The sequence below is a fragment of the Microbispora sp. ATCC PTA-5024 genome, from assembly GCF_000511135.2.
GTDB classification, from domain to species: domain Bacteria; phylum Actinomycetota; class Actinomycetes; order Streptosporangiales; family Streptosporangiaceae; genus Microbispora; species Microbispora corallina.
The window spans coordinates 159,889-173,153 of record NZ_KI866522.1; the positions used below are offsets into that span (position 1 = coordinate 159,889).

Here is a 13,265-nt window from a genome sequence, read left to right on the forward strand (position 1 = left end):
CCCCGCCGTGCGTCCCGCTCGGCCCACCGCGACCGACGCCCCGCCCCAGCGAAAGGGCACCGGCGTCCTGTGCGGGTGATATCGGCCTGTCCGGGGGTAACCCTTTTCTACCAGCGTCGCCAGGCATAATTCCCGAAATCGCCGGTCAATCTCGGAGGTCGCCGCCCGAACGGCCCGGCATTCGTCCGGGAACGGCCCTAGAACGGTCCAAGGCGTCGGTTAGCATTTCTCACCATGAGCGACATGCCTTCTGTCGACGCCATTGTTTCCACCCGTGGTGACCGCGCCGAATTGCTCACGGAAGCCGTCGACTCCATCGTCCGGCAGGACTATCCGGGCCCCGTCACCGTGATGGTCGTCTACGACCGGGCGGAGCCCGACGCGGCCCTCGCCGAGCGCGCCCGGGACGCCTCGCCCCATCCCCGCGAGGTCCGGGTGATGCGCGGCGACCGCGGCCCGGGGTCGTCGGCCAGCCGCAACGCCGGCATCCTCGCCACCTCCTCCGAGCTGGTCGGGTTCTGCGACGACGACGACGTCTGGCTCCCGGGGAAGCTGTCCAGCCAGGTCGCGGCGCTGACCGGCAACCCGCGGGCGCTGTTCGCCTCCTGCGGCGCCGAGACCGACTACGGCGACCGGACCAGCACCTGCCTGTGGCACAAGCCGCAGATCGCGCACGCCGACCTGCTCGAGTCCCGGGTGAAGCAGGCCTGCACCGACTCCTTCCTCGTACGGCGGGAGGGGCTGCTCGGCCCGATCGGCCTGTTCTCCGAGGACATCCCCGGCGGCTTCGCCGAAGACTACGACATGCTGCTGCGTGCCGCCCGGCACGCGCCGATCGTGTACGTGCCCGAGGTCGGCGTGCGCGTCCGCGCCCACGGCAGGCGGTCGCACTTCAACGGGCGCTGGGCCACGATCGCCACGGCCAACGAGTGGCTGCTCGCCACGTACCCCGAGTTCTTCACCGAGCGCAGGGGCTTCGCCCGGCTCGCCGGCCAGATCGGCCTGGCCTGGAGCATGTACGGCGAACGGCGCAACGCCCTCCGGTGGGCCCGCCGGTCGTTCCTGGCGAGCCCGCTGGAGGTCCGGTCGTACGTCGTCACGGCGCTCGCGCTGGGGGCCGTCTCGCGCTCGTGGGTGCAGCGTCACCTCGACGCCGCCGGCGCCACCTCCTGAGGGACGCCCGGGGGTCAGAGCGGGACGTGGTCCCCGAGGTGGGCGAGGCCCTCCAGCAGCGGGGGGACGGCCGCGATGTGGCCGACGGCCCGCACCGGCCGGAGCCGCCGCAGGAGGACGCGCAGCCGGGTCTCCGCCGGGGCCGCGCGCAGCCGGAACGGCCCATAGTTGCCGATGCACGCCCGCCGGTAGGCGTACGGCGCCTCCTGGGGGTGGGAGTCGACGGTCACGCAGCCGTAGCGGTACCCGGCCGCCCGCACGGCCTCCAGCACCCGGGCGTCGGCGAAGCCGTACGGATAGCAGATGCCGTCGGCGGGCTGGCCCGTGACGTCACGCAGGATGTCCCGGCTGTGGGTCAGCTCGTGCTTGAGCGCCTCGTCCGGCAGCGTGGTGAGCGCCGTGTGGGTCAGCCCGTGGGAGCCGATCTCCATGCCCTCGTCGGACACCGTGCGCAGCTCGTCGGCCGTCATCAGCCGCTTGCGCGGACCGGGCTGGTCCCACGCGTTGTGGTCGCCCAGCAGTCCCGGCACGATGTACAGGCTCGCGGTGAACCCGTACCGGCGCAGGACGGGCAGCGCGTGGTCCAGGAAGTCGGCGTACCCGTCGTCGAACGTCAGCGCGACCATGTCATCGGTCCTGCCGGCCGCCAGCAGTTCGCGCGTCGAGACCCCGCGCTTGCCCCGCTTGTAGAGCCACCTGATCTGGGCTTCGAAGGTGTCGGGATCGACGGTTATGGAATAGGGGTCGAATGTGTAGTGGTCGATCGAGTGATACATCCAGATCGCAGACACTCGACGAGTCTACGTGAGCGATCGTTCCGCTCACAGGCGCCCGTTATGTCATCGTGATCCGATGGTCGCATCCGCGTATTCACATGAGCCACATTCGCCTCGGTAACTCTGCTTATCCCGAAATTTCCAGCTAAGGAGTTACCGACCCCCGGACGTGAGCGGAAAGCCGACTTACCGGACGGCGTCAGGACCCGCCGCGCAGGCTGCCGTACCGGCGCATGAGCCGGTCGGCCAGGCCGTGCAGGCGCGGGCTGTCGAGCACGAGCTGCCGGGCCCGCCGGACCGGGGTGTTCCTGGCCCAGTACAGCGCGGCCCCGGCCGAGCGGCGGCGGGCGCAGCCCTCCGCCACCATGTGGCCGCCGGTCCGCAGCGTCTGCTTGTAGTCGTCGCCCTTGCTGGTGCTCCAGTCCATCTGGAGGATGCCGTCCTCGGCCGCGGCCTTGGCCATCAGCAGGTGCTGGAGCAGCCCCGGGGAGTACTTCGAGTAGTCGGCGTCGTAGGCAGGGAACCAGCCGGCGAGCAGCGTGTCCGAGCGCAGGCCGATGTGCCCCGCGATCGGCTTGTCGCCCGCGTAGAGCATCGTGAGCGCGCCGGAGCAGCCGGGCGCGTGGGTCGTGTGCAGCCGCTCCACCAGCTCGACCACCCAGGGCTGGGCGAAGCGGTCGGGCCGCCCGATCCTGCGGTACTGCGCCGACTTCCACTCGATGACGCGGCGCAGGTCGTCGGCGCTCTCGGAGTGCAGCTCGACGCGCAGGTCGCCGTTCTCCCGGCCGAGCTTGCGCAGCCGGGTCATCGCCGTCTTGATCGTGCGGGGGCCGTTGGCCTTCACCTGCTCCAGGTACGCGTCATACCCCGCCGACACGTCGATGAGCACCGACTCGGCCTCCAGCGTCGCGTACGGCGCGAACCACGGCTGGCCGCCGACGAGGAACTCGAACTCCCAGACGTCGAGCCCGGCCCCCTTGAGCAGCGTGCGGGCGTCGAACGTCACGCCCGGCGCGTGGACGACGCCCTGCGCGAACGACACCCACCCGGCGATCGGCCGGCCCACCCCCATCGGGTGCCGCTCGAACGGGAAGAAGCCCACCGTCCGGCCGCCCTCGCTCAGGACCGCGACGAACGCGTCCCGCCGCACCTCGCCGGCGGCCACCGTGAACTCCGGGGAGAGGAACGGGCTGGCGAGGTGCGGCTGGGCCTCCTGCATCGCCCGCCACCCGGCGATCTCCGCGGGGCCGAGCTCGCCGGGACGGATGACGGTGATCTGCATGGGATCCTTCACAAGACAGCGCTGGGGAAGGCACCCATCCTAGGGTCAAGCCGGCCCCCGTATCGGGCAATGGGCGGGGGATCACCTGTGGGACGCTAGTGACGTGACCGTCATCGCCGATCTCGACATCGCGAGGCTGGACTTCTGGGAGCGGCCCGCCGCCGAGCGGGCCGAGGCCTTCGCGTGGCTCCGGCGGCAGGAGCGTCCCGTCTTCTTCTCCCAGCCCAAGGTTCCCCTGGCACGTTCCGGCCGGGGCTTCTACGCGGCCGTCAGGCACACCGACGTCGTCGAGGCGAGCCGCAACGCGGCCGTCTTCGCCAACAGCCCGGCCGTCACCAATCCCGAGCCGCCCAAATGGGTCAAGCACATCTACGGCGACTCGCTGGAGAACATGGACGCGCCCGAGCACACCCGGCTGCGCCGGATCGTCTCCCGCGCGTTCGCCCCCCGCATGATGCAGCGGCTGGAGGGCCAGATGCAGCGGCGGGCCGAGACGGCCGTGGCCGAGCTGGCCAAGGCCGGTCCCGGCGACTTCGTCGAGCTGGTCGCCCAGACCTACACCACCCACATCGTGTGCGACCTGCTGGGCATCCCCGAGGAGCACCGGGAGAAGGTGCTGGGCTGGGTCAGGGACACGGTGGAGTACCAGGCCGTCCGCAGCGACCCGAAGGGCATGCTCCGCCACGCCGTCCGCAACACGCGCGCGACGTTCGGGCTGCGCAACCTCGTCATCGGCCTCGGCAAGGAGCGCCGCAGGGAGCCGGGCGACGACGTCATCTCCGCGCTCGCCAACGCCGACGTGAACGGGGAGCGCCTGACCGGCACGGAGCTGGGCGCGTTCTTCCTGCTGCTGGTCGTCGCCGGCATCGACACGCCCGGCCACACGCTGTCCCACGCGGTCACGCTGCTCAGCGAGCACCCCGAGCAGCGCGAGCTGCTGCTGTCGGACTACGACGCCCACATCTCCGGCGCGGTCGACGAGATCGTACGGTACGCGTCGCCGATCACCCAGCTCCAGCGGACCGTCGTCGCGGAGCACGAGCTGCGCGGCCAGCCGCTCGTCCCCGGCGACAAGGTCGTGATGTTCTACAACTCGGCCAACCGCGACGAGCAGGTGTTCACCGACCCCGACGTCTTCGACATCACCCGCGGGCCCAACCCGCACGTGAGCTTCGGCGGCCCGGGGGCCCACTACTGCCTCGGCGCCCACCTCGCCAAGCGCGAGCTGACCGTGCTGCTGCGCGAGCTGTACACGCGGCTGCCCGGCCTGCGGCTCGCGGCGCCGCCGGTGCCCATGGTGTCGACGTTCAACAACGCGGTCCGGCGGCTGCCCGTCACTTTCTGACCAGCCTGGCGTACCCCTTCAGCACGCGGTCGGCCTGGTCGCGCAGGAACGGCGTGGCCAGGACCGTGTTGCGCAGGGCGCGCGGGGGCACCCGCAGCAGCCAGTGCGCGGCGGCGCCCGGGGTCGCCCGGGCCACCCGGCCCTCGGCCACCTCCAGGTCGCGGGTCTTCAGGCTCTCCTTGTAGTCCTTCTCGCCGCGGCCCATGTCGATGTGGCGCAGGCCCATGGCGGCGAAGTCCTCCGCCATGCCGAGGTGCTGCAGCAGGCCGGGGGAGTACTTGCCGAAGCGGACGTCGTACGCCGGGAACCACGTGCACAGCTGGCTGCCGGTCCGCAGGCCGAAGTGCCCGGCGACCACCTCGTCGCCGGCGTACAGCAGCGACAGGCTGCCCGCGAAGCGGTCGGTGCGCAGGGCGTGCAGCCGCTCGACGAGCTCGACGATCCACGGGTGGGCGAAGCGGTCGGTGCGGCCGGTGCGCCGGTACTGGGCGGACTTCCACTTCAGCAGCTCGTGCAGCGCCGCCGTGTTGCCGGACTCCGCCACGTGACGCACCTCGCCGACCTCGCGGCCCAGCCGGTTGCGCTTGTACCGGGTCATCCGGTGCGTGGTGGGGGAGCGGCGGCGCAGCCCCGCCAGGTACGCCTCGTAGCCCTCGTCGAGGTCGATGACCGGGGAGGGGTGCCGGCTGCCGTGGTAGGGGGCGAACACGGGCTGCCCGACGTGCAGGTGGTCGAACTCCCACGCCGACAGGCCGGCGGCCCGCAGGAGCCCCCGGGCGTCCAGCTCCAGCCCCGCCGCGTACACCATGCCCTGCAGGTCGGTGAGGCCGGCCGCGACGGGCCTGCCGATGCCCAGCGGGTGCCGCTCGAAGGGGAAGAACCCGCCGATGCCCGAGCCGTCCTCGACGACGGCCACCCGCACGTACGGCCGCAGCTCGCCGACGGTCCGCACGAACTCGGGGCACAGGAACGGGTTGTCCTGCTCGGGGTCGGCGTCCTGGAACTTGCGCCACCGCGCGAGCTCCGGCTCGCCGAGCTCCCGGGGATGGATCACCGTGATTCGCACCCGCCTAGTCTCTCGCCTCCGGCGACCGCCCGGTGCGCGAACGGGCGTCCCGCCCCCCGGCGGACGCAGGTCCGCGCGGAGTCACGCCCACCGGCAATGGCGCGAAAACGGTCCAAACGCGCACGAGGGACGTCCTGCCCCGATAAGGTGGCCCGCTGTGGGAGGACGCAGGGGACGCCATGCGCGCGGACGCCGATCCCCCCGCTGGCCCGTCGCCGTGGCCCTGCTGGCGCTCGCCGTGGTCTGCGCCGGCGCGATCCTCGGAGTCGCCGCGCTCCGCAGGAACGCCCGGCAGGAGAGCCCGTCCGCGGCCGCCGCCGCGCGCGTCACGCCGCTGACCGTCTCCCGCACCGCCGAGCCCGCCCAGTGGCCGCGCTGGGGGCTGACGCACACCCAGTACACCGCGGGGGACGACGAGCGCGTCGCCGGGCCGGCCGCGCGGGCGCTCGCGGCGCAGCCGCTGGTGCAGAACCAGCACGTCATGGGCTTCGGCGCCGACAACCCCGAGCCGCGGCCCGGGGTCTTCGACTTCGCCTCGCTCGACGCCCGGGTGAAGCTGATGGCCGACACCGGAGGGGCGCCCGTCCTCACGCTGTGCTGCGCGCCCGACTGGATGAAGGGCGGCCGGCCGGGTAAGACCGACTGGAGCCTCATCGAGACCGCGCCCCGCCAGGAGCACTTCGACGACTTCGCCAGGCTCGCCGCGGCCGTCGCCCGCCGGTACCCGCACGTGCGCCGGTTCATCGTCTGGAACGAGTTCAAGGGCATGTGGGACGACCGGCACGGCGAGTGGAACGCCGTCGCCTACACCGAGCTCTACAACCGCGTGTACGACGCGCTCAAGGCCGTCGATCCGGGCATCCAGGTGGGCGGGCCGTACATCCCCGTCGACACCTACGTGTCGGGCTCGCCCAGCCCGTCGGAGGTGAGCGGCCCGTGGGGCTCGGTCGACGGCCGGGTGGTCGAGGCCGTGGACTACTGGCTGCGGCACAAGAAGGGCGCCGACTTCGTCGTCGTCGACGGCGCCGCCGCCTCGCACGACGGCTCGCTGAAGCCCGACGAGTTCGGCGCGCTCGGCAAGTTCGGCGCGGTGACGCGCTGGCTGCGGCAGCGGTCGGGCCTGCCGGTCTGGTGGGCCGAGTTCTACCCGCTGCCCTGCTCGTCGATCGACCCCGGCGGCTCCTGCCCGGCCCTCCAGTGGACCGAGGAGCGCCGGGTGGCGGTCACCGCGGCCGCGCTGATGGAGCTGGCCGCGGGCGGCGCCGAGACCGCGCTGTACTGGGACACCTACGCGCCCAGGGACAAGCGCGAGGGCTGCCCGCTGTGCCTGGTCTCCAGCGACGACGGCGCCCCCACCGCCACGCTGCGCCTGCTGCAGGACTTCGCCCACTGGTTCCCCGCGGGCACCCCGCTCGTGCCGGTGACGGTCTCCTCGCCGGCTGTGCGGGCGCTGGCCCAGGAGCACCGCATCGTCGCGGTGAACACGACCGGCGACGTCCAGGCGGTCAGCGTGGACGGCGGCGGCGTCACCCTCCAGCCGTACGAGGTCCGCTGGATGGACCGCGCCGACCGGCCCTGACCGCGCTCCGGCCCCCGTAGGGCCGGAGACGGGTCAGCCGGGTCAGATGCCCAGCGTGACGAACCGCTCGACGACGACGGCGATCGTGACCAGGCCCATGAGCACGATCAGGCGGACCAGGCGGCGGCGCAGCCGGACGCCGCCCGAGCCGGTGATGGCGAGCAGCTCGACGGTGACGAGCGCGCCCAGCCCGATCCCGAACGCGGCGAGCCCGACGGGCGTCCACGACGTGTACCAGGGAGGCGTCAGCGTGAAGTCGGGCGCCGGCGGCACCGACCCCGGAGGCTGGTCGCGCAGCGCGTAGACGGCCGCGTCGTCGTTGGCGTACAGCGTCACCAGCTGCGGCGAGGACGACAGGGCGGCCCGGATCCGCGGACCCCAGTCGTCCGGGATCCCGTTGCCGAGCGGGTCGGTGACCTCGAGCATCGTGTCCTGGCTGCGGGTGGCCAGCAGGTACGACCCCGGCCCCAGCGTGCGCAGCGCGGCGGCGACGGGCGCGACGTCGGACGGGTCGGGCGGGGGCGGGGTGCTCACCCACTCCACCCGCTCGACGTGCTTCTCCCGCCACGGCACCACGCTGTAGCCGACGTCGTCGCTGACCCCGCCGAGCTTGGCGTCGCTCGGCGACAGCAGCAGGATGCGGGCGCTGGGCTTGTCCCGGGCGTAGATGTAGTCGAGCGCCGCCGCCTCGCCGGTCGTCACCCGCTCGAACTGCTCGTTGCCGTACCGGGCGACGAAGAAGCCCCCCGCGAGCGCGAGCACGGTGACGCACGCGAGCGGCAGCGCCAGCCGCGCGCGGAGCAGGTCGAGCAGGGACGGCCTGCCGACCACCTGCCGCATGCCGCGCATGCTGCCGGGGGACTCGGGGAAGAACGCGTACGCCGCGAGCAGGCAGGCGCCGGGCAGCATGAAGAAGTAGACCCGCAGGCCCATCTCGCCGCCGTAGCTCTGCATGGCCATCGCCGAGACCGGGGTGATGGTGAGCACCATCGCGACCCGGTCGATGACCTTGCGGCGCAGCCGCCGGGCCACGCCCACGCCCGCCATCACGACCAGGATCAGCGCGAAGCCCAGCCGCAGCTTCAGGACGTACGGGTGGATGGGGTCGCCGGTGGAGGCCGCGATGCGGCCGGTGGTGTTCGCGCTCAGGTTGCTGAGGAGCGAGCCGATGCCGCCGAGCATGTCGTCGATGTGCCCGTACCAGTACGGCGTGGCCAGGTAGCTGACCCAGCCCACCGCGAACCCGGCCACGATCCAGGGGATCGTGCCGAGCGTGCACCGCCGGACGAGCACCAGCGCGAGCGACGCCGAGACCATCATGAACGGGGTGATCTGGTGCGCGGCTGTCGCGGCGGCGCCCAGCAGGATCAGCACGGCGTACAGGACGATCCGGGTGACCTTGTCGGCCGGGCGGGACGTGAACTCGCCGGGCTCGGCCTCGTCCAGGTGGCGCGCGATGCGGCGCAGCAGCCCGCCGGGCTCCTCGGGCTCGGGCCGCGTCTCCTGCCGCCCGAACCACGTCACGAGGACGGCCAGGAACAGCAGGTACATGAAGTAGGTCGTGCCCTGCGGGGAGAAGTAGTCCTGGCCGATCCACTGCAGCGTGACGAACAGGACGGCGGCCAGCCACTTGGCCCGCCGGTCGGCCCGCATCCGGCGCAGGATCAGCAGCAGCGGCACGAGGTAGAGGAGGTTCGAGGCGACCGGGACCCAGTTGACGAACTCGCGGAAGTTCTCCATCCCCATCGCGCCGCTGACGAAGGCGAAGACCGCGAAGAAGCCGGGCCAGCTGAACCGCGCGTCGAGGCCGGGCAGGGTGCCGCCGGTCCGCGCGATGTACTCGATGAACCCCACGTGCAGCCACGCCGTCGGGAATCGCGGCTCGGTCGAGATGAGCGCGGACGCGCCGTGTAAGCAGAACGTGATGGCGAACAGCTGGACCAGCAGCAGCACCGGGCGGTACCGCCGCTGGGCCAGCGTGGCGAAGAACGCCACGATCAGCAGCGCGAGCCCTCCTATGGCGGCGGGCGGCAGGACGGAGACGAGCCCGAGGCCGTTCATCCGGTCGGGGTTCACCCCGGTCAGGCGGCTCACCGGGCCGAGCAGGGCGATCAGGTAGATGCCGAACCCCTCGGCCGCCAGCAGGGGGAGCAGCCACCCCTTGGCCCGCTCCGGCCGGATCGCGGGGACCGCCAGGAGCCTGTGCCACGCCGTCGTCGCACGGTCGGCCATCGTCGTCACGATGACCATGATGCGGTACGGCGGGGCGCCCCCGGCATCACCCGGGACGACCAGCGCCCGCAGCAGCGGCGGGGTCACCGCGGCGGCCGTGATGAGCTGCGCGACCAGCAGGGCGACGCCCACGCCGTTGATGCCGAGGCGGGGGAGCAGCACGACCGTCCCGGCGAACGCCAGGGCGCACATCGCCCCCTGGACGTACGCCAGTCTCCTCGGGCGGCTCTTGGCCCGCAGCACGCCGAGGTACAGCTCGATCACCGCGCGCGGCAGCGTGGCCAGCGCGGTCAGCCGCAGCAGCGTCGTCGCGTGCTCCCGGTGCGCCGGGCTGAACGCGGCCATCACGTACGGCGCCAGGACCACCGCGCCGAGGACGATCGGGCACAGGATCACGAACGTCCGGGTGAGCGCCCGGCGGCCGTTCTCGGCCAGCCTGGCCCTGTCGAACGCGCCCTCGACCGTCAGCGAGGTGGCCATCGTGATCGCGAGCGTCTCGAGGATCGCCCCGAGCATCCCGACGCTGTAGTAGTAGTTGAAGGTCGCGGCGTCGACGAACGCGCCCACGATCACCGGCAGCAGGTAGGTGATCGCCAGCACGAACGTCGACCCGAGGTAGTCGCCCGCGAGGAAGCGGGAGAGCGTGCGGACCGCCGGGGGCCGCCGACCGGCCGTCTCCCGCGCGTGCTGGGGGACCAGCCGCCTGAACACGAGCAGGTTGACCGGCAGCAGCGTGACGGCCACCGGCACGACCCAGGACACCGTGATGCCGTCGCCCGGCAGCGCCTTCGCGAGCGCGACCAGCATCACGATCTTGACGACTCCGAACGATATGTTCTCGATCGGCACCCAGGTCGCCTTGCGCAGCCCGGTGAGCGCGACGTCCTGCAGCGTGAAGACGACCCACGTCAGCACCGCGCCGACGAACAGCAGGCCGGGCCCGAGGCCGGCGAGGCTCCGGTAGTTGTCGCCCCACTTGTCGAGCGTCAGCAGGAACACGACGGTGGCCAGCGCCGCGGCGCCCATGGACACCAGGTAGACGCCGCCGATGAACCGCGCCGTCGCCCGGCCCGTGTCGGCGATGAACCGGGTGAGCGTCCCGACGAAGCCGAGCGACGTGACAGCAGCGAGCAGGCGCATGGCGCCGATGACGGCCATCGCCCTGCCGCCGTCCGCCGTGTCGTACAGGCGGGCTGCCAGCACCCAGTAGACGAGGCCGAGCACGCCCGACGCCCCCGCGTTCACCATCAGGGCGTACGCGTTCTTGAAGAGCGGGTCGTTCAGGCCGAAGGAGAACCGGCGGCGGGCGGGTGCGCCGTCGCCTGCCGCGGCGCTCTCGGTGCGGGGGAGGGTCTCGGTCACGGCGCCGCGCCCGCCCTGTGCCCCGCCGCGCTGTGCCCCGCCGCCCTGTGACGCGTCCCCGCCGGGGAGGTCCGGGCCGGGTGGAGGAGGTCGAGGCGGCGTGTCCCGGCGCCGTACGGCGGTGCGGCGGGCGCCCGCCGCACCGCTACCCGGCGGGGGCGCGTCTCCTGCGGACGCGCCTGCGGACGAGACACAGCCAACCCCCCTGGACGGCGACGACGGGACCTGCCCGCCTGGACGGCGGGCCTCACGCGGCCGCCGGGCGGCGCGCCCCCCGGGCACGGCCGTCCGGACGGAGCGGGAGATCCGGCGCGGTCACGCGGCCCCCTGGTCGGCCGCCTGGGAGGGCGCCGGTGAGGGGGCGGTCGCGGCGGACCGGGCGGACACTGGGACCCTACCGCCACGCTCCCTCAGGATGGTCTTCAGGACCCGCCAGCCGTCGCGGACCGCGCGCAGGTTGCTGGAGCCGTGGATGCGGTTGCGCTCGTGGCTCGGGATCTCGTGGACGCGCAGCCCCGCCTTGGCGGCGCGGATGTTCATGAGCGTCTCGACCTCGAACCCGGCGCAGTCGGGGGTGAGCGCGTCGAGGTGCCGCGCCCAGAAGGCGTTGTAGCCGTAGCACAGGTCGGTGTAGCGGGTGCCGTACATCCGGTTGACCAGCGTGCTCAGCACGTAGTTGCCCAGGCGCCTGCTCGGCGTGATGTCGTCGCTGCCGCCGCCGTTGAGGAAGCGCGAGCCCTTCGCGTAGTCGGCCCCGGCCACCAGCGCGCCGACGAAGCGGACGATCTCCCGTCCGTCGGTCGAGCCGTCGGCGTCGATCATCACGATGATGTCGCCGGTGCAGGCCGCGAACCCCTCCGCCAGCGCGTCGCCCTTGCCCGTGCCCCGCTGCCGCACCACCCGGAGGCTCGGCCGCAGCATCCGGGCCACCTCCACGGTGTCGTCGGTGGAGTTCCCGTCGACGAGCACCACCTCGTGCACCCACCGCGGCAGCGTCGCGAACACGTGGGGCAGGTTCTCGGCCTCGTTCATGGCCGGCACCACCACGCTGACGCGCGGTGAAATCGCCATCAAGGGTGAAATCCGGATATATCCATCTGCAGCGGGCTTTACGGCGAACGACCCTAAAGGGGAGAGGGGGAGAGGGCGGGTGCTCTCGGGGTTCATGGCGTGTGGATCCTCCGGGGCATTGTGCTGGCGGCGTCGTTGCACGTGGCACGGGCCCGTCGCGATAGGCGCGAGGGAATGGGACGTACCGGGGGTGGCTTTCGCTGCGATCGCGGGAGCCGGACGGCGTGACCGTCCGAAAACCCGCGGAAACCCGAGATTACCGTCCCGATCTTGACTTGCGCGCGATGCCACGCGAATCGGCCGTCACCGTGATTTCGGTCCGGAACGTCATCGATGCCCCCACCCTCGCCGATAGCTGAAGAACGTCAGGCCCGCCCGTCGGCTCCGATCTCAGGGGACGAGCAGCGTAACCCGGGCGGCCGCTGATCGTTATACCTATCTGACCAAGTGCCTGAGCGGCTGTCAACGCGGACGTTCGACGCCCCCTTCGCGTGCACCGCCGTGGCCGAATCGTGACGTCAGGGCGCCAACCCGGCGGCCCGCGCCGCGCGGTCGCGAGGGCCGACGGCCGGCCCGTGCTCATACGGCCGGATCGCCTCCGGAGGCGGCGCCGGCGGCAGGGCGAGCCGCGGCGCCTCGGGCTCGGCGAGCCGGGTGGGCCTGCGGCCGAGCCTGCGTGCCACGTCGTCGCGCAGCTGCGGGAGGTAGCCGTACAGGCGGTCGCCCGGGCAGGAGGTGCGGTTGAGGTCGCGGTGGCCGATGATCGCCTTCTCCGGGTCGAGGCGGTAGCAGGAGCACAGCCACGCGAGGAGCGCGGTGAGCGAGCCCAGCTGGGCGGCCGGGGGAAGCTCCGTCATGTACGTCCCCTCGGTCTCGATGCCGAGGGTGTGGTCGTTGTGGTCGGCCGCCTGGGCCCCGACGGCGAGCCCGCCCGCGGCCAGGGCGGGCAGTGTGCGGTTGCGGCCCTCCATGATGTGGCCGCCGCGGCTGACGGTGAACTGCTCGCCGATGTCCTCCCAGCCGTTGTGGCCCATGTGGTAGCGCTGGATCGAGCGCGACAGCCGGAAGGCGGCGTCGAGGTCGCAGTCGCCGGTGTTGGCCGTGGCCGTGTGGTGGACGACGAGCCGGTCGGGGGCGTGCCCCACCACGACGGCCTTGCTCTTCGGCGGCGCGGCCCCCCACTCCGTGCGGTTGTAGACGCGGGGGCGGCGCGGCCCGCCCCGCAGCGGCACGGCGGCCGACGCCTCCGCCGCGCCGCACGCGAGGACGACGAGACCGCCCCCGGCGGACGCGAACGCGGCCGACAGGAACGCCCGGCGTGTCATCGCTGGCAAATGCGCCCTCCCCTGTGAGCGCGGGCCCTCGGGGGCGCGCGTCCG

9 protein-coding genes are annotated in these 13,265 nt (G+C 72.7%); 3 read left to right on the forward strand and 6 right to left on the reverse strand.

Features of this window, described 5'->3' with window-relative positions:
- The first annotated feature begins 243 nt into the window (after positions 1–243).
- Positions 244–1,173, forward strand: coding sequence for a glycosyltransferase family 2 protein (locus MPTA5024_RS00725; protein ID WP_198166897.1), 930 nt, complete (start codon positions 244–246; stop codon positions 1,171–1,173).
- A 14-nt stretch (positions 1,174–1,187) separates the two neighbouring features.
- Here the strand turns inward: MPTA5024_RS00725 and MPTA5024_RS00730 are convergent, their stop codons facing one another.
- Both MPTA5024_RS00730 and MPTA5024_RS00735 read right to left on the reverse strand, forming a co-directional pair.
- Positions 1,188–1,964: a polysaccharide deacetylase family protein gene (locus MPTA5024_RS00730; RefSeq protein WP_157099238.1), complete on the reverse strand. Its 777-nt coding sequence runs from the start codon at positions 1,962–1,964 to the stop codon at positions 1,188–1,190.
- 184 nt (positions 1,965–2,148) lie between these two features.
- Entirely contained in the window at positions 2,149–3,231 is a 1,083-nt protein-coding gene (locus MPTA5024_RS00735; RefSeq protein ID WP_036318651.1) for a GNAT family N-acetyltransferase, read from the reverse strand.
- Between the two features lie 103 nt (positions 3,232–3,334).
- Here MPTA5024_RS00735 and MPTA5024_RS00740 point away from each other — a divergent pair, with 103 nt between their 5' ends.
- Positions 3,335–4,576 carry a cytochrome P450 gene (locus tag MPTA5024_RS00740; protein ID WP_051457563.1) on the forward strand — a complete coding sequence of 414 codons (1,242 nt, stop codon included), beginning with the start codon at positions 3,335–3,337 and terminating at the stop codon, positions 4,574–4,576.
- Here MPTA5024_RS00740 and MPTA5024_RS00745 read toward each other — a convergent pair.
- Entirely contained in the window at positions 4,566–5,642 is a 1,077-nt protein-coding gene (locus tag MPTA5024_RS00745) for a GNAT family N-acetyltransferase (protein ID WP_036318656.1), read from the reverse strand. The two genes, MPTA5024_RS00740 and MPTA5024_RS00745, sit on opposite strands and share 11 nt — an antisense overlap.
- Before the next feature lie 157 nt (positions 5,643–5,799).
- On the opposite strand from MPTA5024_RS00745, the gene MPTA5024_RS00750 reads away from it, so the two are divergent.
- Complete coding sequence (locus MPTA5024_RS00750) at positions 5,800–7,221, forward strand: xylan 1,4-beta-xylosidase (RefSeq protein WP_036318658.1); 1,422 nt, start codon at positions 5,800–5,802, stop codon at positions 7,219–7,221.
- A 42-nt stretch (positions 7,222–7,263) separates the two neighbouring features.
- Here MPTA5024_RS00750 and MPTA5024_RS00755 read toward each other — a convergent pair whose 3' ends face one another.
- From MPTA5024_RS00755 to MPTA5024_RS00765, 3 genes are all read right to left on the reverse strand, one after another.
- Positions 7,264–10,815, reverse strand: a complete 3,552-nt coding sequence (locus MPTA5024_RS00755; protein WP_051457564.1) for a lipopolysaccharide biosynthesis protein — start codon at positions 10,813–10,815, stop codon at positions 7,264–7,266.
- Between the two features lie 315 nt (positions 10,816–11,130).
- Positions 11,131–11,982 carry a glycosyltransferase family 2 protein gene (locus MPTA5024_RS00760; RefSeq protein WP_036318661.1) on the reverse strand — a complete coding sequence of 284 codons (852 nt, stop codon included), beginning with the start codon at positions 11,980–11,982 and terminating at the stop codon, positions 11,131–11,133.
- A 422-nt stretch (positions 11,983–12,404) separates the two neighbouring features.
- Positions 12,405–13,211: a peptidoglycan recognition protein family protein gene (locus MPTA5024_RS00765; protein WP_051457565.1), complete on the reverse strand. Its 807-nt coding sequence runs from the start codon at positions 13,209–13,211 to the stop codon at positions 12,405–12,407.
- Positions 13,212–13,265 lie beyond the last annotated feature (54 nt).

Coding starts and splice junctions, on each gene's coding strand:
- MPTA5024_RS00765 (WP_051457565.1), bottom strand. CDS start 13,211: ATGACACGCCGGGCGTTCCTGTCGGCCGCGTTCGCGTCCGCCGGGGGC.
- MPTA5024_RS00735 (WP_036318651.1), bottom strand. CDS start 3,231: ATGCAGATCACCGTCATCCGTCCCGGCGAGCTCGGCCCCGCGGAGATC.
- MPTA5024_RS00760 (WP_036318661.1), bottom strand. CDS start 11,982: ATGAACCCCGAGAGCACCCGCCCTCTCCCCCTCTCCCCTTTAGGGTCG.
- MPTA5024_RS00725 (WP_198166897.1), top strand. CDS start 244: ATGCCTTCTGTCGACGCCATTGTTTCCACCCGTGGTGACCGCGCCGAA.